The 24,975-nt window shown below is 53.3% G+C and carries 23 protein-coding genes; 9 read left to right on the top strand and 14 right to left on the bottom strand.

Translation table 11 applies throughout. The features are described from left to right. Positions 1 to 2 precede the first annotated feature (2 nt). Entirely contained in the window at positions 3 to 3,779 is a 3,777-nt protein-coding gene (gene tamB / locus OGX90_RS14255) for an autotransporter assembly complex protein TamB (protein WP_079934466.1), read from the bottom strand. Then, positions 3,776 to 5,509 carry an autotransporter assembly complex protein TamA gene (gene tamA, locus OGX90_RS14250; RefSeq protein ID WP_003025718.1) on the bottom strand — a complete coding sequence of 578 codons (1,734 nt, stop codon included), beginning with the start codon at positions 5,507 to 5,509 and terminating at the stop codon, positions 3,776 to 3,778. Before tamA ends, tamB begins: the two co-directional genes overlap by 4 nt. Before the next feature lie 212 nt (positions 5,510 to 5,721). On the opposite strand from tamA, the gene msrA reads away from it, so the two are divergent. Beyond that, positions 5,722 to 6,360 carry a peptide-methionine (S)-S-oxide reductase MsrA gene (gene msrA / locus OGX90_RS14245; RefSeq protein WP_204192202.1) on the top strand — a complete coding sequence of 213 codons (639 nt, stop codon included), beginning with the start codon at positions 5,722 to 5,724 and terminating at the stop codon, positions 6,358 to 6,360. A gap of 272 nt (positions 6,361 to 6,632) precedes the next feature. Next, positions 6,633 to 7,973: a polyamine export protein PaeA gene (gene paeA / locus OGX90_RS14240; protein WP_003830418.1), complete on the top strand. Its 1,341-nt coding sequence runs from the start codon at positions 6,633 to 6,635 to the stop codon at positions 7,971 to 7,973. 66 nt (positions 7,974 to 8,039) lie between these two features. On the opposite strand, the gene OGX90_RS14235 is transcribed toward paeA, so the two are convergent. Continuing rightward, positions 8,040 to 8,246, bottom strand: a complete 207-nt coding sequence (locus OGX90_RS14235; protein WP_003025710.1) for a DUF1107 domain-containing protein — start codon at positions 8,244 to 8,246, stop codon at positions 8,040 to 8,042. Between the two features lie 328 nt (positions 8,247 to 8,574). Between OGX90_RS14235 and OGX90_RS14230 the strand changes: the two genes are divergently transcribed. Beyond that, positions 8,575 to 9,132, top strand: a complete 558-nt coding sequence (locus OGX90_RS14230; protein WP_003830421.1) for a YtfJ family protein — start codon at positions 8,575 to 8,577, stop codon at positions 9,130 to 9,132. On the opposite strand, the gene cysQ is transcribed toward OGX90_RS14230, so the two are convergent. After that, positions 9,122 to 9,862 carry a 3'(2'),5'-bisphosphate nucleotidase CysQ gene (gene cysQ, locus OGX90_RS14225; protein ID WP_153753860.1) on the bottom strand — a complete coding sequence of 247 codons (741 nt, stop codon included), beginning with the start codon at positions 9,860 to 9,862 and terminating at the stop codon, positions 9,122 to 9,124. The genes OGX90_RS14230 and cysQ overlap by 11 nt on opposite strands. A 189-nt stretch (positions 9,863 to 10,051) precedes the next feature. Here cysQ and cpdB point away from each other — a divergent pair, with 189 nt between their 5' ends. Then, positions 10,052 to 11,995, top strand: a complete 1,944-nt coding sequence (gene cpdB, locus OGX90_RS14220) for a 2',3'-cyclic-nucleotide 2'-phosphodiesterase (RefSeq protein ID WP_219987358.1) — start codon at positions 10,052 to 10,054, stop codon at positions 11,993 to 11,995. Between the two features lie 47 nt (positions 11,996 to 12,042). On the opposite strand, the gene OGX90_RS14215 is transcribed toward cpdB, so the two are convergent. After that, positions 12,043 to 12,423 carry a winged helix-turn-helix transcriptional regulator gene (locus OGX90_RS14215; RefSeq protein WP_032934267.1) on the bottom strand — a complete coding sequence of 127 codons (381 nt, stop codon included), beginning with the start codon at positions 12,421 to 12,423 and terminating at the stop codon, positions 12,043 to 12,045. Positions 12,424 to 12,513: 90 nt separating this feature from the next. On the opposite strand from OGX90_RS14215, the gene OGX90_RS14210 reads away from it, so the two are divergent. The 3 genes from OGX90_RS14210 to OGX90_RS14200 all read left to right on the top strand — a co-directional run bounded on the left by OGX90_RS14210 (position 12,514) and on the right by OGX90_RS14200 (position 15,310). Then, positions 12,514 to 13,362, top strand: coding sequence for an SDR family oxidoreductase (locus OGX90_RS14210; protein ID WP_060682842.1), 849 nt, complete (start codon positions 12,514 to 12,516; stop codon positions 13,360 to 13,362). 81 nt (positions 13,363 to 13,443) lie between these two features. After that, the gene (locus OGX90_RS14205) at positions 13,444 to 14,268 is read left to right on the top strand and encodes an AraC family transcriptional regulator (RefSeq protein WP_020996259.1); all 825 of its coding nucleotides are present in this window, start codon (positions 13,444 to 13,446) and stop codon (positions 14,266 to 14,268) included. 76 nt (positions 14,269 to 14,344) lie between these two features. Beyond that, entirely contained in the window at positions 14,345 to 15,310 is a 966-nt protein-coding gene (locus OGX90_RS14200) for a DMT family transporter (RefSeq protein ID WP_048236274.1), read from the top strand. A 68-nt stretch (positions 15,311 to 15,378) separates the two neighbouring features. Here OGX90_RS14200 and OGX90_RS14195 read toward each other — a convergent pair whose 3' ends face one another. Beyond that, on the bottom strand, positions 15,379 to 16,950 hold the full coding sequence (locus tag OGX90_RS14195; RefSeq protein WP_008786021.1) for a methyl-accepting chemotaxis protein: 1,572 nt from the start codon (positions 16,948 to 16,950) through the stop codon (positions 15,379 to 15,381). Between the two features lie 244 nt (positions 16,951 to 17,194). On the opposite strand from OGX90_RS14195, the gene ytfE reads away from it, so the two are divergent. After that, positions 17,195 to 17,857 carry an iron-sulfur cluster repair protein YtfE gene (gene ytfE / locus OGX90_RS14190; RefSeq protein ID WP_003025690.1) on the top strand — a complete coding sequence of 221 codons (663 nt, stop codon included), beginning with the start codon at positions 17,195 to 17,197 and terminating at the stop codon, positions 17,855 to 17,857. Between the two features lie 147 nt (positions 17,858 to 18,004). On the opposite strand, the gene cycA is transcribed toward ytfE, so the two are convergent. Together cycA and bamJ are read right to left on the bottom strand one after the other, a co-directional pair. Then, positions 18,005 to 19,414, bottom strand: coding sequence for a D-serine/D-alanine/glycine transporter (gene cycA, locus OGX90_RS14185; RefSeq protein WP_008786019.1), 1,410 nt, complete (start codon positions 19,412 to 19,414; stop codon positions 18,005 to 18,007). A 308-nt stretch (positions 19,415 to 19,722) separates the two neighbouring features. After that, complete coding sequence (gene bamJ / locus OGX90_RS14180; protein WP_032934269.1) at positions 19,723 to 20,343, bottom strand: BamJ family beta-barrel-assembly machinery protein; 621 nt, start codon at positions 20,341 to 20,343, stop codon at positions 19,723 to 19,725. Between the two features lie 219 nt (positions 20,344 to 20,562). Here bamJ and OGX90_RS14175 point away from each other — a divergent pair, with 219 nt between their 5' ends. After that, a complete protein-coding gene (locus OGX90_RS14175; RefSeq protein ID WP_286624116.1) occupies positions 20,563 to 21,213 on the top strand; it encodes a LysM-like peptidoglycan-binding domain-containing protein in 651 nt (216 codons plus the stop codon). Between the two features lie 64 nt (positions 21,214 to 21,277). Here OGX90_RS14175 and OGX90_RS14170 read toward each other — a convergent pair whose 3' ends face one another. The 6 genes from OGX90_RS14170 to OGX90_RS14140 all read right to left on the bottom strand — a co-directional run bounded on the left by OGX90_RS14170 (position 21,278) and on the right by OGX90_RS14140 (position 24,706). Continuing rightward, positions 21,278 to 22,201: a DMT family transporter gene (locus tag OGX90_RS14170; RefSeq protein WP_008786017.1), complete on the bottom strand. Its 924-nt coding sequence runs from the start codon at positions 22,199 to 22,201 to the stop codon at positions 21,278 to 21,280. 142 nt (positions 22,202 to 22,343) lie between these two features. Then, positions 22,344 to 22,793, bottom strand: a complete 450-nt coding sequence (rplI, locus tag OGX90_RS14165; protein WP_003025676.1) for a 50S ribosomal protein L9 — start codon at positions 22,791 to 22,793, stop codon at positions 22,344 to 22,346. A 41-nt stretch (positions 22,794 to 22,834) separates the two neighbouring features. Next, positions 22,835 to 23,062 (bottom strand): 30S ribosomal protein S18, encoded by a 228-nt coding sequence (gene rpsR / locus OGX90_RS14160; protein ID WP_000135199.1) that lies wholly within the window; start codon positions 23,060 to 23,062, stop codon positions 22,835 to 22,837. A gap of 4 nt (positions 23,063 to 23,066) precedes the next feature. After that, a complete protein-coding gene (gene priB / locus OGX90_RS14155) occupies positions 23,067 to 23,381 on the bottom strand; it encodes a primosomal replication protein N (protein WP_057066577.1) in 315 nt (104 codons plus the stop codon). A gap of 6 nt (positions 23,382 to 23,387) precedes the next feature. After that, complete coding sequence (rpsF, locus tag OGX90_RS14150) at positions 23,388 to 23,783, bottom strand: 30S ribosomal protein S6 (protein WP_003025672.1); 396 nt, start codon at positions 23,781 to 23,783, stop codon at positions 23,388 to 23,390. A gap of 158 nt (positions 23,784 to 23,941) precedes the next feature. Continuing rightward, on the bottom strand, positions 23,942 to 24,706 hold the full coding sequence (locus OGX90_RS14140; protein ID WP_003830447.1) for a TSUP family transporter: 765 nt from the start codon (positions 24,704 to 24,706) through the stop codon (positions 23,942 to 23,944). Positions 24,707 to 24,975: the final 269 nt, after the last annotated feature.

The raw sequence follows: 24,975 nt of genomic DNA, 5'->3' as shown, positions 1-24,975 counted from the left end.
TGCTAAAACTCGAACTGATAGAGCAAATCAAGTGCCTGATCTACGCCAGACACTGCTTCCAGATATAGCTTAGGCATCAGACGATAACGTAGCGTGAGTGTCGCTAAGGAGTCAAATATACCCACACCATATTTCACCTGCAGACCTGGCAGTACGTATCCGCTGACAACCACCTGAGATGAGTCGCCCACCCCTTGCGTGTCCAGTGCCAGATTGCTTACGCCAAATGTCTCCCCGATTTTACCCACAACCTGACCACTTTGTGCAACCCCCAGACCAATAAGCATTGAAGTCATCGCTGCGCTATCGCTCTGTTCGCTATCCAGCCCTTGTCCACGTAGCAGGTAGGAAAGTGCCATTTGCTGCGACATTGCCGGGTCGGAGAAGATCTCCGCCTTCGGTTCATCGGCGGTACCGGTGACGCGAACGCCAGCGATCACGTCGTCTTCGGTGGCATCTGGGTTACGAATCGCTTCGATGTTGAGCAACGGCTGATCCGGCGGACCGGAGAACAACAGCTCGCCCTTACGCACAATCAGATCCTGACCATAGGCGTGGAAGCGACCGCTCGGGATATTAATTTGCCCGTTAAGTCCCAGACCTTGCTTATCCTGCACCACTTTCAGATCGCCCGTCAGACGCGCTTTCAGACCAAAGGCGTCAAGACGCACGTTGTTACCGACGTGGATATTCAGGTTGCTGTTGATCGGAATACCGGCGGTCTGCGGTTTCTCCGGCTGCAGATTGTTGTTAAGCATGACCATATCGCTGGAAACCCCAACCGCGCTTTCCGGCAGGTCATGTACCACGATACGCGCCCACGGCACATCCACGTTGCCATCGAGAGTAAACAGGCTCGGCGTGGCTTCAAAGACCACGTCCGGCGATACGTCGAGGCGGACCATCGGCGGTACGGTAATACGTACCCTGCTGCCTTTAGCCGCAACACGCGCCCGCCAGTTGTCTATCTGACTCCAGTCGGCATCGCCGCTCAGGTTAATTTCTCCCTGCTGCGTACGCACCACGCCCGCCAGCGTTGAGCGTGTTCCATTGAAGTTAACGGCTAACTGGCTTGGCTGCATGTCAAACGGCATGAAGTTACCGTCAATATCCAGACCACTCAGTTGCAGCTGTCCGAGCAACTGCGGGCTTTGCACATCGCCGCCCAGCCGCAGGTTGGCGTTGATCATCCCTGCCGCTTTTTCACCGCGCGAGAAGATGGGGTTCACCATCGCCAGATTGAAGTTGCGAATATTGACGTTACCGCCCAGATTACGACGCCCTTGCGGGTCCGTTACCTGCACCTGTCCGTCAAACTGCCCGTTGTTGGTCAGACGAATCAGCCAGCCCAACTCGGCACGGTTGTTGTGCAGGTCGGCGGTCAGATTCAGCGTTTCAAACGCCACGGGGAGCGGGGCATCATTCACGCTTTGCGTGACCTTCACGTTACGTCCGCTCAGGGTGACCTGCCCCTGTGGCAGCCCCTCTTTGGTGGTATCCCAGCTCACATCAGCTTTGCCAGTGAACACACCGCTGGCCTGGGTTGTCTCCGGCATAAACGGTTTTAGCATCGCCAGGTCGAAGCGGTTAAGATTCACCACCGCGCGACCTTCTGCACCGGCATCAATGGTTTGTGGTACGCACAGCTCCGCATTCGGGTTGTTCCAGCAGTGCGGTCCGATACTAATTTTCTGTTCCTGATTACGATAATCCAGCGCGATAGCCCGGTTGAGCGACCACGGACCGACCGGCGTCTGGAAGCGGGTATTGCTTAACTCCCCTTTCCAGCGCTGTTCTTTGCGATCAAAGCTCCCGGCAAGATCCAGTTGCCCTGAAACCGGCTCACCCTGAATGCGTAACTGCAGTTCATGCTGCTTTTCACTGCCTTTGGCGTTGAGCGTCACCAGACCAATATTCACGTCAGGTTGTACAATCCGCTCTACGCGAACGTTGAGATTACCGGCGATTTGCTCGGCCGATTTCACATCGCCTTCGACGCGCACCTGAGCAACGGAAAGTTCCTGCCAGCGCAGACCACGGGCGGTAATATCCGCCAGCAGCTGTGGTGCTTCAACCGTACCGCGAACTTTTACCAGCCCTTTCGCCGTACCGCCCAACCCCGGCAGCGCGTTATCCAGGCTTGGGGCATCAATCGTCGCGTCGAGGTTGAGGTCTTTAACCCCCAGCTCGCCTTTTACGTCCGCACTGTTGCGTCCCAGCTCCAGATGCAGGCCCGGAATCGTCCACTGCAGGTAGCTGTTCCCCTTCAGCGAACCGTTCACATTGACCTTGTTCTGCTTCACGTTGCCGGTCAGCTTCAGCTCCGGAACCTCCATCTGCCAGCTTCCGCCGTACAGACTGCCGCGCGTTTTCACCAGGCCATTCAGTTTTGACGGCCAGTCCGGGATCGCTTTCGCGGTATTGATACCATCCAGCGTTAGCTCCCCGCGCCAGCTGATCGCCTGCTGCCAGTCCACCAGCGCTTTCAGCTCGGTTTTCCCTTCCAGCGCCGCAACGCTGAGTTTGTCGAGATTGATCTGCTGTTCGTTGCCTTTGGCATCCAGCGTGATGGTAGCCGGAGGAATATCCTGACCTTTCACGGCGGTACGCATCGACAGCGTATAGTCGGTCATCTTGCCGGTCAGTTTGAGCTTGATGTCATCGGCCTGGAACTGTTTCTCACCGGTAAACGGCCAGTAAACCTGCTTACTCACCACCTCAATGTTGAGCGGCAATCCGGCTTCTGCCAGGCGCGTCTGAGCACGCAGGTCCATATCCACCGGACCAGACAGATTGACGCCGACTTCCAGCTGTTCGCGCAGCGCACCGCCGACCTTCAGCTTCACCTTTTCGCCTTTTAACGGGTCGATGTTTAGCGTGCTGTTTAACGTAATATCAACCGGCCACGTGTCGGTCAGTTGCGCCGTGCCGCTGGCTTTTACCGTTCCCTGATTCGAGTCGATATCCAGCGCGTCGAGCTTCATGTTGCCGTCTATGCTGCTCACTTTCAGCAGCATACTATGTACTGTTAAATCCGTATCCCCGGTCACGCGCAGCTGCTCGCCGCGAAACTCTTCAATATTGAGATTGAGCGGCAGATGGACATCGGTCATTTCCGGCAGTACCGGCTTTGAGAACAGATCTTTTAGCGTTTCCCCGAGCGGCTTTTCATCCGGCTGCGGGTTTTGAATCTTCGGTTCGACAACCTCTTCCTGTGCCACTTCCGCCACTTTAGGCAGAGCAATCAGCAGCCCCTGTAATGACGTTGGCTTCAGCGTCAGCGTTTTTTCCTGCCAGTTCAGGCCGGAAGTAAAATCCAGCACTGAAACCGTGGTGTCATCGATTTTGATATTGATGTTGTTCAGCGCCACGCGCGAAAGCGTGATGGGGTAAGGCGTGGAAAGATTAAGCGGACCGCTCTCTTCTTCCTCTACCGGCGCGGATGGCGGCATCTTTTTGCTGTCGATCGCCACGTTGATGTTTTTCAGCGCCAGATCGTTGACGCACAGGCTGCTGTCCCACAGACAGTTAAGCCCCACGGCCAAATGCACTTCACCAGCATTCACCGCCACGCCAGGCTGGTCGTAGCGAATATTTTTCAGTGATAGATCCCGCCAGCCGCCGGTGACCTGACCAATTTCCAGACCCGGAACCCAACGATTAGCGGCTTTGAAGATCAGATGCAGGCCCGAGGTGGTACCGACGAGGAACGCCACCGTGCCTAACAACAGCAGGATAAAAACCAGCACGCCGAGGCTTATCTTCTTCCATAAACTCATAATTCAGGCCCCAGACCGATGTAAAACTGTAAACCATGTTCATCTTTGTCGCCGACCGGGACGGCAAAGTCGAGCTTGATAGGTCCAACCGGCGATTGCCAGCGTACGCCGACCCCGGCACCGGTTTTGAAATCGCTTCGGCGAATATCGCTGACCGCTTCGCCGCTATCGACAAACATCGCTCCCCACCATTTACCGGTCACGTTGTACTGGTATTCCAGCGAGCCAGTTGCCAGCTTGGAGGCCCCTTTCAGCTTGCCGTCGCTGCCTTCCGGCGAAATAGATTTGTATTTGTAGCCGCGAATACTGCGATCTCCCCCGGCAAAGAAACGCAGGTCCGGCGGCACTTTGTCGAAGTCTCCGGTTTCAATCCAGCCGAGATTACCGCGCATCACAAAGCGATGCCTGTCGTACAACGTGCGGATCCAGACGTTTTGCGCCTGGAAGACGGAGAAATCAACATCTGAACCCCAGGCGGTGTTCGAGTAATCAATAGAGTAGCGCTGGGAATCGCCCCAGACAGGCATCAGGCCGCCGCGTGAACGCGTCCGGCTGATCATCACGCCCGGATAGAGCAGCATAGTGGTGTTGGTGACGTTACCCTGGGTAAAGTGGTCGAGGCTCCAGCGCAGGTTAATCGCGCGCTGCCAGCCGCTGGAGAGGTCCCAGTAACGGGAAACCGCAAGCGTTGTGGAATCCTGCTCGGTGTCGTTTAAATCGGTACGCTTAAAGCCGCCCTGTACCAGGTAATACTGCTCCAGCGGGTTCTTTAACAGCGGCATTTTATAGCTGAAATCAAGCACCTGCTCTGGCGCCGAGATACTGGCGCTGGTCGTCAAGCTGTGACCGTAGGAGTTCATCCACGGCTTTTTCCACGAGGTCTTCACCCGTGGCCCGACGTCAGTTGAATAACCGACCCCGGTTTCGATGGTGTTTTCGGTTCGCGGTGAGACCACGCCTTTCAGGGGTAGCACCTTGGTTTTGCGGGCTTTATCAAACTCCGGTGCGACGACCACGGAATTAAACCATCCGGTCGCCGACAGACGACGGTTCAGTTCGCCCAGATCTTTCGACTCGTACTCTTCACCTTCTTTAAAGGGCACCAGATTTTGCAGATACTCATCGCGAATTTGCGAGCCTTCAAAGGTGACATGCCCAAAGCGATAGCGTTCGCCGCTGTTGTAATCGATATCCCAGAACGCCTGGCGGCGCTCAAGCGCTATCCCGAGCTGGCTTTTATTAAATTCACTGTCGAAATAACCTTTACGCAGCGCCACGCTGGTGAGTGACTTTTTGAAGTTGTCATAGTCCCCCTGATTCAGCACGGTGCCGATTGCCGGGCGCGTTTTCAGCAGATCCAGATAATCTTTATCCGTACGCGCGCCACCGCGCAAAATCACCTCAGTGCCACCAATCAGCACCGGCTCGCCAGGGGTCACTTTGGCAATCAGCACCTGGCGGCCTTTTGCCGGCGGTGGACGCAGTTCAAAATCAATGGTCGGCTCAAAGTAGCCCAGCGCTTTTAGCCCTTCGCGGATGGCATCATCAACGCGCGCACGAAAGCGTCGGTCTGGAGTGACTTCATCACTTTGAATCGTGGACAGCTGCGCACGGACGTTTTTCTCCAGCGGTCCTGATAATCCTTCGACCTGTAAGCGAACATTCGCGGCGGCGGCGGAGCCACTTAAGCACAGTAATCCCACCCAACATAACTGACGGATATGTGGCACATTTTCTCCTGAATATCCTTTTTTCCCACCCCTGGAAAAAAATACTATGCCGTTCCTCGGCTTAACAAAAAATCAACAATAAGAGTTGAAAAACAGACGACAACCCAAATATTTCTTATGTTTAACTCTAGACGTATTCACGCCGTTTATTGTGGGCAAAGACGCGTCTCGTTACAACCTTAACCCAAATGACTGATTTCGGGAGAACGGCCATGAGTTTATTTGATAGAAAGCATCTTGTTACTCAAGCAGATGCGCTACCTGGACGCAACACCCCGATGCCAGTGGCAACGCTGCATGCGGTTAACCAACATTCGATGACCAACGTGCCCGACGGTATGGAGATAGCTTATTTCGCCATGGGATGCTTCTGGGGCGTTGAGCGTTTATTTTGGTCATTGCCAGGGGTCTACAGCACCGCAGCCGGGTACACCGGCGGCTACACCCCAAACCCAACCTATCGTGAAGTGTGTTCTGGCGATACCGGGCATGCCGAAGCGGTACGCATCGTCTATGACCCGCATGTTATCAGCTACGAACAACTGCTGCAGGTGTTCTGGGAAAATCACGACCCGGCTCAAGGCATGCGTCAGGGGAACGACCAGGGCACGCAGTATCGCTCCGCCATTTACCCGTTAACGCCGGAACAAACCGCCGCCGCACAGGCCAGCCTTGAACGTTTTCAGGCAGCAATGACCGCCGCAGGCGACGAGCGCACCATTACCACGGAAATCTCTACGGCAACCCCGTTCTATTATGCCGAGGACGATCACCAGCAGTATCTGCACAAAAATCCTTATGGATATTGTGGCATTGGTGGTATTGGTGTTTGCCTGCCGCCACAAGGATAATTTCCCCCTCTGGCGACTTTACAGTGCCTTACGCTATACTAGCTTCTGAATTTACCGGCTCACTTCCACGAGCCGGTTTTCAATGAATATTCCATTGGATTTATACTCTAAGGATTTCGAGTTGCAGGCAGGCGGCAAACTCGTGAATCCCCAGGAGCATAGAGAACTATGTGACTGGGGTGAATGAGTGCAGCTAACGCACCTGCAGCTTGAAAGACGACGAGTATCAACTTCTCCCTTCCGAGGATCTGACCCGAACGGTCGGATAAGATATGTTAAACAGTATTTTAGTCATTCTCTGCCTGATCGCCGTGAGTGCGTTTTTCTCGATATCTGAGATCTCGCTTGCTGCATCACGCAAAATAAAACTTAAACTGCTTGCCGATGAAGGCAACGTAAACGCACAACGTGTTTTGAAGATGCAGGAAAACCCCGGCATGTTTTTTACCGTCGTGCAAATTGGCCTTAACGCGGTCGCCATTCTCGGCGGTATCGTCGGTGATGCAGCATTCTCCCCGGCGTTTTACAGCCTTTTCTCGAAGTACTTCACTCCAGAGCTGTCCGAACAGTTAAGCTTTATTCTGTCGTTCTCGCTGGTTACTGGCCTGTTCATCCTGTTCGCGGATTTAACCCCGAAACGCATCGGTATGATTGCGCCAGAAGCTGTGGCTTTGCGTATCATCAACCCGATGCGCTTCTGCCTGCTGGTCTTCCGCCCGCTGGTGTGGTTCTTTAACGGTCTGGCAAACAACATTTTCCGTCTGTTTAAGATCCCAATGGTGCGTAAAGACGACATCACCTCGGACGACATTTACGCCGTGGTCGAAGCGGGTGCGCTGGCGGGTGTTCTGCGCAAGCAGGAGCATGAGCTGATTGAAAATGTATTCGAACTGGAATCCCGTACCGTCCCGTCTTCAATGACCTCGCGCGAGAATATTATCTGGTTCGATCTCCATGAAGATGAGCAAAGCCTGAAGAATAAGGTGGCGGAACATCCGCACTCCAAATTCCTGGTGTGTAACGAAGATATCGACCACATCATTGGCTATGTCGATTCAAAGGATCTCCTCAACCGCGTACTGGCAAACCAAAGTATGGCGTTGAACAGCGGCGTACAGATCCGCAATACGCTGATCGTCCCGGACACGCTGACGCTCTCTGAAGCGCTGGAAAGCTTCAAAACCGCAGGCGAAGACTTTGCCGTCATCATGAACGAGTACGCGCTGGTGGTGGGGATTATCACGCTCAACGACGTTATGACGACGCTGATGGGCGATCTGGTAGGCCAGGGTCTGGAAGAGCAGATTGTGGCACGTGATGAAAACTCATGGTTAGTCGACGGCGGTACACCGATTGATGACGTAATGCGCGTGCTGGATATCGACGAGTTCCCGCAGTCCGGCAACTATGAAACCATCGGCGGCTTTATGATGTTCATGCTGCGTAAAATCCCGAAACGCACCGACTCGGTGAAGTATTCAGGTTACAAATTTGAAGTGGTGGATATCGATAACTACAAGATCGATCAGCTGCTGGTGACGCGTCTGGACAGTAAACCTACCGTTCTGGTACCAAAACTGCCAGATGCAAAAGAAGAGGCAAAGGCGTCTTAACGCCTTATAGAAACATCAACGGCTCCCATCAGGAGCCGTTTTTTTAACTACTGCATAGCACTTTGATCAAGCCATCTCAGTTTGCAGACGCAAGACCTGACGGTTAACTTCGGACATCACGGAAAAATGCAGTTTGTCCTTCACTTTTGGGATAAGAATCTTACCCTTATCAAATTCAAAAGCGCCTACATCCTTGATATATAACCGTCCACGAAACAGGATCTTCACGTACTTCGCCACCTGCAGCGGGTTGTATCGTTGGAAAATTTTCATTGTTGTCTCCTGCTGAGCATTACGCCTTTGCGGTACCACAATCGGTCCGACAATCCTCAGGCGCAAATTTTAATGCCCTATGACTATAGACTATCTCGTTGATGTTTCCAGCGTGTATAAGTTTATTTACCTTCAAGTTACAATTATTCAGAATTATCTTTTCAACGCTTCGCTGTCTTCAGTATAAGCCTTCATTTTTCGCAGGATTTGTGCGCCCGTCCGCAAACTGGCATCGCGCTTGCGGGAAAAAGCATCATTCGCACATATGATTAAATTCCAGACCCAAGTGGTCGGATCACCTGCAAAATAAAAGAAAGAAGGAAAACCTATGACCTTACGAAAACTGCTGGCGCTGTCGTGCCTGCTACTGCCGATGATTGCCTCCGCACATAAGTTTGAGACTGACCAGCGCGTACCGCCGGTGGGGATCGCCGATCGCGGCGAACTGATTCTCGATAACGATAAGTTTAGCTACAAAAGCTGGAATAGCGCGCAGTTGCCAGGCAAAGTGCGAATTGTGCAACACATTGCCGGACGCACCTCCGCCAAAGAGAAAAATGCGACGCTGATCGAGGCAATCAAAGCCGCCAACCTGCCGCACGACAAATACCAGACCACTACTATTGTCAACACGGATGACGCCATTCCCGGCTCCGGTATGTTTGTGCGCAGCAGTCTGGAGAGCAATAAGAAGCTCTACCCGTGGTCGCAATTCATTGTCGACAGCAATGGCATTGCGCGTAAAGCCTGGCAACTGGATGAAGAGAGTTCCGCTATCGTCGTACTCGACAAGGACGGACGCGTGCAGTGGGCAAAAGATGGCGCATTAACGCAGGAAGAGGTGCAGCAGGTAATTGCCCTGCTGCACAAATTACTCAGTAAATAGAGACGCGGAAGCCGGGGTTGAGGAACGATTCACGTGGGGTGTAATCCAGAGGTTTCCCCTGCCAGTCGTGAACGTGCGCTCCGGCTGCGGCGGCAACGGCATGACCAGCGGCGGTGTCCCACACGTTGGTTGGCCCAAAACGCGGATACAGCTGTGCGTGCCCTTCCGCCACCAGGCAGAACTTCAGCGATGAGCCAATCGAGGTGGTCTGGTGCTCGCCCAACTGTTGCAGATACTCTTTTAACTCATTGTCGGCATGCGAGCGGCTAATGACCACCAGCGGCGGACGCGCGTCACGAACCTGAATTTGTTTGCGTACGCCGCACTCTTCTTTCCACGCTTTACCTTCTGCTGCGCTGTACATCACTTTCATTACCGGCGCGTAAACCACGCCCAGAACCGGCTTTCCTTTCTCGATCAGCGCAATATTGACGGTAAATTCACCGTTACGCTTAATGAACTCTTTGGTCCCGTCCAGCGGGTCTACCAGCCAGTAGCGCTGCCAATGCTGGCGAACATCCCAGCCAGGAGGCGCCTCTTCAGACAGAACCGGAATATCCGGCGTCAGCGCCAGTAATCCTTCGAGGATCACCGTATGCGCGGCGATATCTGCCGCCGTGACCGGAGAATCATCCTGCTTGCTGGTAATCTCCATCGGTTTGATTCCATTGTAGACCTGCATAATGGCATCGCCCGCGTTCCGTGCAAGCTGGCATACATGTTCTAGCATTCTCCACCTCGTTTCTGTCAGTGGTGTTAACTCGTTGTTTTACTTATACCCGATCGTCAGGGGATCCGCCAACTGTGATAGCGTCTGCGGTTTTAAACGCTATATTCATGTCATGATTCACAGTTCTGTAAGCAAGAAGATTTATATACATTTTCTTTTGTGGCTTAGATCTTAAAAGGATGCCCCCTGATGATTAAGTTTAGTGCAACGCTTCTGGCAACGCTGATTGCAGCCAGCGTCAATGCCGCGACCGTCGATCTGCGTATAATGGAAACCACTGATTTGCATAGCAATATGATGGATTTCGATTATTACAAAGATACACCGACTGAAAAATTCGGTCTGGTACGTACGGCAAGTCTGATCAACGCTGCGCGTGGTGAAGTCAAAAACAGCGTGCTGGTTGATAATGGCGATCTGATTCAGGGCAGCCCGCTCGGGGATTACATGGCGGCCAAGGGGCTGAAAGCGGGCGAAACTCACCCGGTATATAAGGCGCTGAATACCCTGGATTACGCGGTGGGTAACCTCGGCAACCATGAATTCAACTACGGTCTGGAGTATCTGCACAACGCGCTAGCCGGAGCGAAGTTCCCTTACGTTAACGCCAATATCATCGACGTTAAGACCAAGAAGCCGCTATTTACGCCTTACTTGATCAAAGACACTGAGGTGGTCGACAAGGAAGGGAACAAGCAGATGCTGAAGATTGGCTATATCGGCTTTGTGCCACCGCAGATTATGACCTGGGATAAAGCCAACCTCAGCGGCAAAGTCACGGTGAACGACATTACGGAAACTGCACGCAAATACGTTCCGGAAATGAGAGAAAAAGGCGCCGATGTCGTGGTGGTGGTTGCTCACTCCGGGCTTTCTGCCGACCCATATCAAACGATGGCGGAAAACTCCGTTTATTACCTCAGCGAAGTACCGGGCGTGGATGCCATTATGTTTGGTCACGCTCACGCCGTCTTCCCGGGTAAAGACTTTGCCAATATTAAAGGCGCAGATATCACAAAAGGTACGCTGAATGGGGTTCCTGCTGTGATGCCGGGTATGTGGGGCGATCACCTGGGCGTGGTGGATTTAGAGCTGAATAACGACAGCGGTAAATGGCAGGTCACTCAGGCGAAAGCCGAGGCGCGCCCGATCTATGACGCCGCAGCCAAAAAATCACTGGCAGCAGAAGACAAAAAAATCGTTGAGATCCTGAAAGCCGATCACGACGCCACGCGTGAGTTTGTCAGCAAACCGATCGGTAAATCCGCCGACAACATGTACAGCTATCTGGCGCTGGTACAGGATGACCCGACCGTACAGGTAGTGAACAACGCGCAGAAAGCCTATGTAGAACACTTTATTCAGGGCGATCCGGATCTGGCAAAACTACCGGTACTTTCCGCCGCCGCGCCGTTTAAGGTCGGTGGACGCAAGAACGATCCGGCAAGCTTCGTAGAAGTCGAAAAAGGTCAGTTAACCTTCCGTAACGCCGCTGATTTGTATCTCTATCCCAACACTCTGGTGGTAGTGAAAGCCAGCGGTAAAGACGTGAAAGAGTGGCTGGAATGTTCTGCCGGGCAGTTCAATCAGATTGATATCCACAGCAGCAAACCACAGTCGTTGATTAACTGGGATGGCTTCCGTACCTATAATTTCGACGTGATTGACGGCGTGAATTATCAGATTGATGTTTCACAACCTGCTCGCTACGACGGTGAATGTCAGACCATTAACCCGAAAGCGGAACGTATTAAAAATCTGACCTTTAACGGCAAACCAATCGATCCGAATGCCACCTTCCTCGTCGCGACCAACAACTACCGCGCCTACGGCGGTAAGTTTGCCGGAACCGGCGACAGCCACATCGCGTTTGCTTCTCCGGATGAAAACCGCTCGGTGCTGGCGGCCTGGATTGGTGCTGAGACGAAGCGTGCCGGTGAAATTCACCCGGCGGCAGATAACAACTGGCGTCTGGCGCCAATTCATAGCGATACACCACTGGATATTCGCTTTGAAACATCACCGTCTGATAAAGCCGCGGCATTTATTAAAGAGAAAGGCCAGTATCCGCTGAAGAAAGTCGCGACCGATGACATCGGTTTCGCTATTTATCAGCTGGATTTAAGTAAGTAATTTTCGTGCCGGATGCGGCGCAATAGCGTCTTATCCGGCCTACAAAACTACGCAGCCCGTTCGTCCCGCTGCGCTAAAACCTGCGGCAAATTCAGTTCTATCCAGTCCGCCAGCGCGGCGACTTTATCGCTCACCTGCTCACCCAACGGCGTCAGGCTATACTCCACGTGCGGCGGCACCACCGGATACGACACCCGATTGATAAACCCGTCATGCTCTAACGCTTGCAGGGATTGCGCCAGCATCTTTTCACTGACCCCGCCCATCTTACGGCGCAAATCGCTGAAACGGTGCGTACCGTCGCGCAGCGCCACCAGAATCAACACGCCCCAGCGGCTGGTGACGTGTTTTAACACCTCACGGGAGGGACACTGTTCGGCAAACAAGTTGCCATCGCGTAACTGCTGGGAGAGCGTCGAAGCTGTCATTTTCATACTAACCTTTTTGTGCGTACTTACTAAAAGTTAGTTTAGGTGTTAGCGTGATTAAACACAAGACCAATACCAAGGAGTCACTCCATGATCGCAATTACCGGCGCCACCGGCCAACTGGGCCAACACGTTATTGAATCTCTGCTGAAAACCGTTCCTGCCAGCCAGATTGTGGCAATTGTGCGTAATCCCGCTAAAGCGACGGCGCTTAGCCAGCAGGGCATTACCGTTCGTCAGGCGGATTACAGCGATGAAGCCGCCTTTACAACTGCCTTACAGGGTATCGACAAGCTACTGCTAATCTCCTCCAGCGAAGTGGGACAACGCGCCCCGCAGCATCGCAACGTGATTAACGCAGCGAAAGCCGCGCACGTGAAATTCATCGCCTACACCAGCCTGCTGCACGCCGACACCTCCCCGCTGGGGCTGGCTGATGAGCATGTGGCAACCGAGAAGATGCTGGCTGAATCCGGTATCGCCTACGCGCTGCTGCGTAACGGCTGGTACACCGAAAACTATCTCGCCAGCGCACCGGCTGCACTGGAACACGGCGTGTTTATCGGGGCTGCAGGTGAAGGCAAAATTGCCTCAGCGACCCGCGCCGACTATGCCGCTGCCGCCGCGCGCGTCATCAGTGAAGACGGTCACGCCGGTAAAACTTATGAACTGGCGGGCGACGCAGGCTGGACCCTGAGCCAGTTGGCTGCCGAGCTGGCAAAACAGAGTGGTAAAAAAGTGGTGTATCAGAACCTGAGCGAAGCAGATTTTGCCGCCGCGCTAAAAGGTGTAGGCCTGCCTGCCGGGCTGGCGGACATGCTGGCTGACTCAGACACTGGCGCCTCCAAAGGTGGTCTGTTCGACGACAGCCATACGCTGAGCAAACTGATTGGTCGCCCGACCACCTCGTTGGCTGACAGCGTCAAAGGCATCGTGTAAGTGTTAAAAATTAGTTAATTGTGGTGGCATCCCCGCGCATCCTCTCTGATAATGACAGGATGATGCGTGGGGAGAGAAAACGTGCAAGGTGTACCTGAGCAGTTTATTGATGAGAAAGACAGCGCCCGCTTTCGCCATCTGGCGCAGGTGCCGGGCGTTGAGCTGTATCATGCACACATCTCGCGTTACGCTTTCGAGCCGCACACCCATGAAGCGTTTGGCATTGGCGCGATAGAAGCCGGAGCCGAACGTTTTCGCTATCGCGGCACGCAGTATGTTGCCCCCGCCCATTCCGTCGTCACCATGAATCCCGATGAGCTGCATACCGGCGAAGCCGAAACCGCCGACGGCTGGCGCTATCGGATGATTTATCTTGAACCCGACCTTCTGGAAGAGGTCACCGGGATCCGCCACTGGTGGTTTCATGACGTAACGCGTCACGATCCGCTGCGCTCGCGCCAGATCTGCTCGCTGATCCACGGCCTGTGGAACACTGAAGATCCGCTGGCGCAAAAAGGCCTTCTACTCGATCTGATCGACACGTTCCAGCCGCTGGCCCGCCATGCGCCAGTATTAACGGAGGGGGCGCATCGCTTTGAACGGGTACGTGAGTATCTGCACGATAATTATATGCATCCGGTCACGCTCGACGAGCTGGCGCGGGTTGCATCGCTGAGTCCCTGGCATTTTCAGCGCCAGTTTAAGTCTCATTTCCACGTCACGCCGCACCAGATGCTGATGGCGATCCGGTTGTGGCGAGCCAAAGGTTTTCTCACTTACGGTATGCCCGCCGCAGAGGTCGCCGCCGCAACCGGCCTCACCGACCAGTCGCATCTCACCCGCGCGTTTACCCATCGCTACGGCATTACGCCGGTGCGTTATCAGAAACAAGTCGTCCGGCGTTGATCAGCAATCTCATACAATACGGCAGCATTTTTCCTGCCTACACTCGACGTATTGTTAAACGATGTGGATGTCCAAAATGATTAGCGGTGTGTTGTATGCCCTGTTGGCCGGGCTGATGTGGGGATTAATTTTTGTTGGACCGCTGATCGTACCGGAATACCCGGCGGTATTGCAGTCGATGGGGCGTTATCTGGCGCTGGGGCTGATCGCATTGCCGATTGCCTGGCTGGGACGTGCGCGCCTGCGTCAACTCGTGCGGAAAGACTGGGTAACTGCGCTGACGCTAACAATGATGGGGAATCTGATTTATTACGTTTGCCTGGCAAGCGCCATCCAGCGCACCGGCGCACCGGTCTCCACGATGATTATTGGTACATTACCGGTGGTGATCCCAGTCTTCGCTAACCTACTCTACAGCCAGCGTGACGGCAAATTATCATGGTGGCGTCTGTCGCCTGCGCTGGTATTGATTGGTATAGGACTGCTGTGCGTGAATATCTCGGAGCTGAATCAGGGGTTACCAGACTTTAGTGGCTGGCGTTATGGTTCCGGCATCGCGCTGGCGCTTGTCTCGGTGGTGTGTTGGGCATGGTATGCGCTGCGTAATGCCCGCTGGCTGCGCGAGAATCCGGATAAGCACCCGATGATGTGGGCGACGGCCCAGGCTCTGGTAACGTTGCCCGTTTCTCTGCTCGGTTACATTGCCGCCTGCCTGTGGCTGAACGGGCAAACGCCGGACTTCGCTCTACCCTTCGGTCCGCGTCCGGGCGTGTTTATCGGTCTGATGATAGCCATTGCGGTATTGTGTTCGTGGGTTGGCGCACTGTGCTGGAACGTCGCCAGCCAAAAATTACCGACGGTGATCCTCGGCCCGCTGATTGTCTTCGAAACGCTGGCCGGTTTGTTGTACACCTTTATTCTGCGTCAGGAATTTCCACCTCTGCTGACGGTTAGCGGTATTGCGCTGCTGATGGTTGGGGTGGTGATAGCCGTCAGAGCCAAGCCGCAGAAACCGAGCGTCGTGGTAGTTTCACAATCATAATATGCCGGATGGCACTGCTTATCCGGCCTACAAGGACTGTACGATCTCATGTAGGCCGGATAAGGCGTTTACGCCGCCATCCGGCGCGACACCTTAAACACCGCTACCGTCTGGTTCAACCGCGCGGCCTGCTCTTCAAGCGCAGCAGCGGCGGAAGCGGATTCTTCTACCAGCGAGGCGTTTTGCTGCGTGACGCGATCCATTTCGGCAACCGCCTGGCCTACCTGATCGATACCCCGACTTTGTTCATCAGAAGCTGAGGCAATCTCCCCCATGATGTCGGTCACGCGGGTCACAGCGCTAACTATTTCCGCCATCGTTTCGCCCGCTTCATGCACCAGCGCCGTACCGGCATTGACCCGATTCCCTGAGTCATCTATCAGCGCTTTGATCTCCTTCGCCGCCTGAGCGCTACGCTGCGCCAGCGTCCGAACCTCGCCTGCGACCACGGCAAATCCGCGCCCCTGCTCGCCGGCACGCGCCGCTTCAACCGCCGCGTTCAGTGCCAGAATATTGGTCTGGAAGGCAATGCCGTCGATAACATTGGTAATTTGCGCGATTTTGCTGGAACTGGTGGCGATTTCATCCATCGTACGCACCACACCATCAACCACGGTTCCGCCTTTTTGCGCCGTCTGTGAAGCATTTTTTGCCAGACTGGTCGCCTGACGCGCGTTATCTGCGTTCTGTCTCACGGTTGCGGTAAGTTGTTCCATGCTGGCTGCGGTCTCTTCCAGAGAGGCGGCCTGCTGCTCGGTACGTGAAGAGAGATCGTTACTGCCTGCGGCGATTTCACCCGCGCCGGTATAGATGGTATCGGCCCCGTCACGCACCACGCTGACCGTATTCGCCAGCGCCTGCTGCATGTCACGGACGTTGCTTGCCAGCAGCGCCATTTCATTACTGCCGTCGGCGCTGATGGGGTGCGTCAAATCGCCTGCGGCAATGTGGCGAATATGTCCCATCACCTCGTGGAGCGGCTTGAGCAGCACTCGCTGCATCGCCAGCCAACTGGCGATAATCACGGTGACGACAATCAGCATCACCGCGGACAGCAGCCAGATTATCTTCTGGTAATCACTCTCATTGTCCTGCACTCCGGCAGTGGCCAGCGCCGTTTGCGCGCTACGCCATTGCCGATAAACTTCCTGCATGGCCGTTTGCTTTTGCTCGGCATTCTGCTTAAACATCTCTTCCAGCTTTCCTTCAGCCAGCAGCGCGTTCATTTTTGCCAGCGTCGCAGAGTAGATGCCGTACTGCTCTTCCAGTCGATCGGCCAGATGCTCATCCAGCCCCGGCGTTTCCGGCAGAGCGTAGTATTTATCGTAATGCTCTTTCGATTCGGCCAACAGGCGATTTGCCGTGTTCACCAGCTCCTGCAGCTGACCGCCGTTAATATCGCTGGCCATCGTTCCCTGTAAACGCAGCATGCCCCGGTTGAGCGTGACGCGAGCCTGGTTCAGGCTAATCCACGCATCGGTAAACTCGGCCACGTTCTGGCTGGAAAGTTGAGACACGTTAAAGTTCTGCTTATCGTTATTGAGGGCGCCAATAAAGACGCCCGCGGAGATGAGCTGCATTGCGCCCAGCGCGAGTAACACGGTGATAAGTAAGGTTATCACTTTGATTCGTTTGAACATCTGTAGCCTTTTATTATGCAGGTATTGTCTGAGGTCTAACTATCGGCAGCGGCGTGCGCTTATTTAATCCTGTCGTGCGGCTTTTTTCGCCGTACTTCTCCTTTCCAATAAGATTCAGCATCTTAACGAGATAAGAAATTTTCGTGACGCTCATCACAAAACACCCCACCCCGAAAGGGTTATATCCTTCGTCATAAGTTGCATTTAAAATACATCTTATATTATTGAGAATGAGGTAACGGCAATGTCTTATCGCGATCAACCTTTAGGTGAACTGGCGCTCTCTATTCCTCGCGCTTCGGCCCTGTTTCGTAAATACGATATGGATTACTGCTGCGGCGGTAAGCAAACGCTGGCACGCGCTGCCGCGCGTAAAGAGCTGGATTTAGACGTTATTGAGGCGCAGCTCGCGCAGCTGGCTGAACAGCCGCTGGAGAAAGACTGGCGTACCGTGGCTCTGGCTGAAATCATCGACCATATCATCGTGCGTTATCACGACAGACACCGCGAACAGCTGCCGGAGCTGATCCTGCAGGCCACTAAAGTTGAACGCGTTCACGCAGACAAACCGAACGTACCGCGCGGTCTGGCGAAAAACCTGACCATGCTGCATGAAGAGCTGTCCAGCCACATGATGAAGGAAGAGCAGATCCTGTTCCCGATGATTAAACAGGGCATGGGTAGCCAGGCGATGGGGCCAATCAGCGTGATGGAAAGCGAACATGACGATGCGGGTGAACTGGTGGAAGTGATCAAACACATCACCCATAACGTCACGCCGCCACCAGAGGCCTGCACCACCTGGAAAGCCATGTATAACGGCATTAACGAGATGATCGACGACCTGATGGAACACATCAGCCTGGAAAACAATGTGTTGTTCCCGCGTGCCCTCGCAGGTGAATAAAAAAGCCCGGTAGCGCTAGCGCTTACCGGGCCTACAACGACCTCGAACGTAGGCCTGATAAGGCGAAGCCGCATCAGGCAATCCCGCCAGCATAGTGCCGGATGCGGCGTAAACGCCTTATCCGGCCTACATCTCACGTCTTAGCGATTAACGCACGCCTGCCATACGTTTCTTACCGATAAACAACCAGCCCAGACCCAGCGCGATGAACCACAGCGGCGTGACGATCAGCGCCTGACGGGTATCATCTTCCAGCGTCAGCAGTACCAGTACGAAGACGAAAAACGCCATACATACCCAGCACATCAGCTTGCCTAACGGCATCTTGTAGATTGATTTTTCATGCAGGTGAGGACGTTGCTTGCGGTACACCAGGTACGAGCAAAGAATGATGGTCCAGACGAACATGAACAGAATCGCCGATACGGTGGTGATCATGGTGAAGGCGCCAATCACGCTCGGGTTCACGTACAGCATCACCACGCCGCCCAGCAGACAGATACAGGAGAAGGTTAAACCCTTCGCTGGAACTGCGCGTTTAGACAGCTTGGCAAACGCTTTAGGCGCAACGCCTTCCTGCGCCAGACCGAACAGCATACGGCTGGTAGAGAACACGCCGCTGTTTGCAGAAGAGGCAGCTGAAGTCAGTACAACAAAGTTGATCAGGCTCGCCGCAGCAGGCAGACCAACCAGCACAAACAGTTCAACGAATGGGCTCTTGGTTGGCACTACCGAGCTCCACGGCGTAACGGACATAATCACGATCAGCGCGAACACGTAGAACATGATGATACGGATTGGAATCGAGTTAATGGCGCGCGGCAGAGATTTCTCCGGGTCCTTGGTTTCCGCTGCGGTCGTACCCACCAGCTCAATACCCACAAATGCGAACACCGCTATCTGGAAGCCGGCAAAGAAGCCGCTCAGACCTTTCGGGAACCAGCCACCGTCATTCCACAAGTGCGTGAACGATGCCTGAACGCCGGTTGGCGACTGGAAGTGCGTCAGCACCATCACCAGACCGACGACAATCAGGCCGATGATGGCAACGATTTTGATCATCGCAAACCAGAACTCCATCTCACCGAACATTTTTACGGTGGCGAGGTTGAGGCTCAGCAGCAGCACAATCACCGCCAGCGAGGCGACCCAGTCTGACAGTTCGGGGAACCAGAATTGCGCATACGCGGTAATCGCGACCACGTCTGCCATCCCGGTAACAACCCAGCAGAACCAGTAGGTCCAGCCGGTAAAATACCCGGCCCATGGCCCGAGCAGGTCAGAGGCAAAATCACTAAACGATTTGTACTCCAGATTCGAGAGCAGCAATTCACCCATTGCGCGCATCACGAAAAACAGCATAAAACCGATGATCATATACACAAAGATGATCGACGGTCCGGCGAGACTGATGGTTTTACCGGAGCCCATAAACAGGCCAGTACCGATAGCGCCACCAATAGCAATAAGTTGAATATGACGGTTTGTGAGATTGCGCCGTAGCGACTGTTCAGACGACGCCTCTTCAGCGGTGTCGACTTTTACCTGATCTACCATGTTTTTTCTTCCTGTACCTGTCTGTGTTGTTCAGGCTCTACGGCCTTTAATGTGTCTATGATACGACGATCCTGTTATCAGGACTCATCGATATTAGGTAAGAATTGGCGGGATGAATACTAAGATTTAGATATAATGTTAATTTAATGTTTAAAGTGAGTGTCATATCACTCTGATAGCGCGAATCAGCTCACAAAAATACACGCTGATGGGGCATTTGCAAGATAAAATATCGACAACGACGTAACTATAGCTTTTCACGCTATTTTTTTGTTCCCCCCGGCTTCGGGGGGAACAGAAGTCACTGCTTACAGGATCTCAAGCAGCTCAACTTCGAACACCAGCGTGCTGAACGGAGGAATGGACGCGCCAGCGCCACGCTCGCCGTAAGCCAGTTCCTGAGGAATAGTCAGTTCCCATTTGGAACCTACCGGCATCAGGGTCAGCGCTTCAATCCAGCCTGGGATTACGCCGTTAACCGGGAATTCAGCCGGTTCGCCACGTGCGACAGAGCTGTCAAACACGGTACCGTCGATCAGCTTACCGGTGTAGTGCACGCGAACGCGGTCAGTACGTGCCGGAATAGCACCTTCACCCTGGGTCAGAACACGGAACTGCAAACCAGATTCAGTGCTGTTCACACCGTCTTTCTCACGGTTTTCTTCCAGATATTTGACGCCATCAGCCGCCATAGCCTGGAAACGCTCGCGACGAACTGCATCAGCACGTTCGTGGATTTCACGCAGTGCGCGATGCACAACATCAACCGGCACTGCCGGGTGCTTACCTTCCAGCGCGTCAGCGATACCCGCTACCAGCGCTTCAGGCAACAGTCCTTCCAGTCCGGATTCGCTCAGCTGTTGTCCTACCTGCAAACCAATGCCGTAGCTTGCTTGCGCTTCGATAGTGTCAAAAGTCGGGTTAGCCATCATATTTCCTTTCATCGGATGTAAAGTAGCGGGCAGCATATCAGCCATGCCGCATCCGGTAAAACTTTGTCTCGGGAACAGATGACAAATCGCGAGGAAACATAAACAATAGGAATATCCCGCGTTGACGTCACGAAAGCGGGTAATATGACGAACATCATAGCGTTAGCCATCTATACTCTATGATCGAGGAACGAGACGCGGAGCAGGAGGAAAGCCATGCCCGGGCGCTTTGAATTAAAACCAACCCTGGCGAAAATCTGGCATGCACCGGACAATTTTCGCATTATGGACCCGCTACCGCCTATGCACCGCCGCGGCATTATTATTGCTGCTATTGTGTTGGTGATAGGTTTCCTGCTCCCTTCCAGTGACACCAGCGATACCCCTGTGGTGACGCGTACTGCCCAGCTGGATTTACAGTCACAGTCGCAGCCACCGACCGAGGCTCAGCTGCAGGCACAGCTTATCCCGCCGCAAAACGATCCCGGCCAGGTCGCTCCGGTTGCGCCAGAGCCAATCCAGGAAGGCGAACCTGATGCACAACCTCAGGTCCAGCAATCTCAGCCGCAGACACAACCTTTCCAACAGGATAGCGGAATTGACCAGCAGTGGCGCTCCTACCGCGTAGACTCAGGTAAAACGCTGGCGCAGGTATTCCGTGACCATAACCTCCCGCCAACCGATGTGTATGCGATGGCACAGGTTGAAGGCGCCGGAAAACCGCTGAGCAATCTGAAAGACGGACAGATGGTGCAGATCAGGCAGAATGCCAATGGCGTAGTGACAGGATTAACCATTGATACCGGGAATGGCCAGCAGGTCCTGTTTACCCGCCAGCCTAACGGCAGTTTTATCCGCGCCCGTTAAGCACTGTGACCCCGCGATTCCAGGCCTGATAAGAGATAGCGCCATCAGGCATCAAGGTGAAACGTCAACGTTTCACCTTGTTCACCCACCAGATCCCTGAACACACCAGCACCAGCGCTACCGCATATTTCCATTCGAGAATATTTTCACCGAGGAATATTGCCGACAGCACCGCACCCGAAACCGGGATCAGGAAGTTAAACGGCGCAATCATCCCCACGCGATTATGTTTGAGCAGAATACTCCACAAGGCGAAAGCGACCGAAGAGAGTAACGTCAGGTAACCCAGAATCGCCACCGAAGATGCACCGTGTACGGTTAGCGTGCCGCCAAAAGCGTAGCCGCCGATAACCAACGCCAGGCCGCCACCGCCCAACTGGTACCCTGTCATTACCGTCGGGTCCACCGTCTGAGAAATACGTTTTCCATATAGCGTGGCAGCAGAGAGAATAAAGGCTGCCATCACTACTGAGCCGTCTCCTAACAGGCTGAAGCTAAAATCCATTCCACTGCTAAAGTTCACCACCATTACGCCGGTAAAGCCCAGAATACAGCCCAGCGCTTTGTTGTAGCTCAGTTTGTCATTATGGTAGATAAAATGGGCCAGCAGCACGCTGAAGAAGGTCCCGGTCGCATTCATGATGGACCCTTTCACTCCCGTCGTGAACGCCAGGCCAATGTAAAAGAAGATGTATTGCAGCGAGGTTTGCGTTAGCCCCAACAGCGTGAGTTGGCCGTACTGACGCGGGCTTAACCGGCCAATCGGTTTACGCTGCGCTACCGCCAGCAGTAGCAGCAATAATCCCGCAAACAGAAAGCGATATCCGGCAAAGACAATCTTTGAGGGAATGTCATCCGTGGCAATCTGGAAGATCTCATATCCGCTTTTGATCGCCGGATAGGCGCTCCCCCACAGCAGGCAGCAAAACGCCGCGCTCAGGTAGACAACATTTTTACGCGCAAACAGAGGTTGGTGCGTTGGTTCCATTCCATCACCACTTTGAAATAATGTTTTATTTTTGTAATTATCCCGAAAAGGATAAAGAATAGCCAGAGAGAAAAGCGGGGGAACAGAAAAGCAAAACGCCGGCACAGGGCCGGCGCTTTTACGCGGTCATCAGAATAAAAACTTATTCTGCAACTACGTTTACAGTCAGCTTAGCAAACACTTCGCTGTGAACCTGGAAGCTCACTTCGTGCTCGCCAGTGGTACGCAGAACGCCGTTCGGCAGACGAACTTCGCTCTTAGCTACTTCAACGCCAGCTGCAGTTACAGCGTCAGCGATGTCGCGAGTACCGATGGAACCGAACAGTTTACCTTCGTCGCCAGCTTTAGACGCGATGGTTACGGTTTCCAGTGCGTTGATTTTCTCAGCACGAGCTTCAGCAGCGGACAGAACGTCAGCCAGTTTAGCTTCCAGCTCAGCGCGACGCGCTTCGAAAAATTCAACGTTTTTCTTGGTAGCAGGAACAGCTTTACCCTGTGGTACCAGGAAGTTACGAGCATAGCCCGCTTTAACGTTAACCTGATCACCCAGGCTACCCAGGTTTGCTACTTTATCAAGCAGAATAACTTGCATTACCTTATCCTCTCAAAGTCGTATTAATGGACCGTGACCGATTACTGATGACGATCAGTGTACGGCAGCAGGGACAGGTAGCGAGCGCGTTTGATAGCGCGAGCCAGCTGACGCTGGTATTTTGCACGGGTACCGGTGATACGGCTTGGGACAATCTTACCGCTTTCGGTGATGTAGTTTTTCAGCGTAGCGATATCTTTATAGTCGATCTCTTGAACGCCTTCCGCGGTGAAACGGCAGAACTTGCGACGACGGAAATAACGTGCCATATGGCTAGTCTCCAGAATCTATCAATTCAATCTGCTCGGCATGCAGAACCATTTTGCTCAGGCCGTTCTTTGCCTTGTGGCAAGAGATGAACCCCTGAACGGTCACTGCGCTACCGACCGTTATACTGTGAGTAATGGCCTGGTTTTCTTGTCCGCTAATAATAACGGGCATTTGGCACCACGCCTGCCGGTGAAATCCGGCTTCCTCCTGCACAGAACGATGCTCAAGCACGAACTGGCAATGAGGAATTCCTGATGGACTGACCTTTCGAAGGGGGGCCCTGCACACAGTGCCGGACAACACCAGACGGTTGGTCATCAGAAATTACTCTTCAGAATCCCCAGCTTCAGCATCATCTGCGGTTTCGTTAGCGAAATCATCGCGACGTTCACGACGCTCGTCTTTCGCTTTAACCATCGGAGATGCTTCGGTAACAGCGTGTTTAGTACGCATAACCATGCTGCGGATAACGGCATCGTTGAAGCGGAAGGTAGTTTCCAGCTCATCGATCACTTCCTGCGGCGCTTCAACGTTCATCAGAACGTAGTGAGCTTTGTGCAGTTTGTTGATCGGGTAAGCCAGCTGACGGCGGCCCCAGTCTTCCAGACGGTGGATCGTGCCTTCTGCACCAGTGATGGCAGCAGTGTAGCGTTCGATCATACCCGGAACCTGTTCGCTCTGGTCAGGATGGACCATAAAAACGATTTCGTAATGACGCATCGAATTGCTCCTTACGGATTATTCAGCCTCCTGTCTGGGTCAGCCGAGGCCCATGGAGGCAAGGAACGTGTTAAAGGTCGGCTGAAAAATGACGCGTCATAATACTGGGGTCAGCAGGTAAACTCAAGGTGCTTGTACGATTATTTATCATGTCGCCATTAATACATATCCAGCAGCATTTTGATGCTGATACAAATGGAGACAATCACAATCATGGGTCGGATGACTTTCTTACCGCGCGTCAGTACGACTGTCGCACCAAGACGTGCGCCAAGGGATTGCCCTGCAAACATCACCAAACCCAGCGACCAGATCATTTTACCACCGAAAATGAAGAACAAAATCGAGGCGATGTTCGACGCCAGGTTAATAAAATTCGAGTGGATTTGCGCTTTATCAATACTGTATCCCCACAGCAGAATATAGCTGAGGGTATAAAAGGAACCTGCCCCAGCACCGAGAAAGCCATCATAAAAACCAATACATCCCCCACCGATCAACGAGAAGAGAAACAGGGATACCTGCTGCTTTCTTTTCGGTTCGCTAAGGTTTGGCGCAAAAATAAAGTAAATGGCGACTGCGATAATCAGGATTGGGAGCAGTTTCTTCAGCAGTTCCGGTTCAATGAACTGGATAAGCGTCGTTCCCAGCGCAGAACCGATAAAGGCAGATAAAAACACATACTTATGCTCCTGCACGTTGATATGTCCTCGACGTAAAAAGTAAATTCCGGAGGTCAGCGAGCTTCCCAGAGCCTGAATTTTATTGGTTGCCAGCGCATTAGCCGGGGGTAAACCAGAAATTAAGAGTGCGCCAATAGAGAGAAATCCACCACCGCCCGACACCACGTTAATAAAGCCAGCCACCAGCGCGACCATAAACATAACCACGAAATAGCTGAAATCCATGAATGAAGTATCCATAAGTTTTTGCCTTATTATCATAAAGTTATATTAATTATCCGGCTCACTATAAACGGCGTACTCATCCGATTAAATTGACTATTTGGTAAGAGCTTATGCGCGAAAGGCAGGTATTTTTTCACCGCAGCGGTTTACACCAGCAGACTGTTAATTAAAGAAAAGTTGGTTATGCGGTAATTTTTTGAACAACTGCATCAGAAATGGTCGCTATCGACTGCGCTGGTAGCGGTTAAAATTACATCAGAAGTTAATCACTCACAGGAGAGAGG

This window comes from Citrobacter sp. Cpo012 (assembly GCF_030333015.1).
Taxonomy (GTDB): domain Bacteria; phylum Pseudomonadota; class Gammaproteobacteria; order Enterobacterales; family Enterobacteriaceae; genus Citrobacter; species Citrobacter portucalensis.
This window is presented reverse-complemented; position numbering and strand designations above follow the sequence as displayed.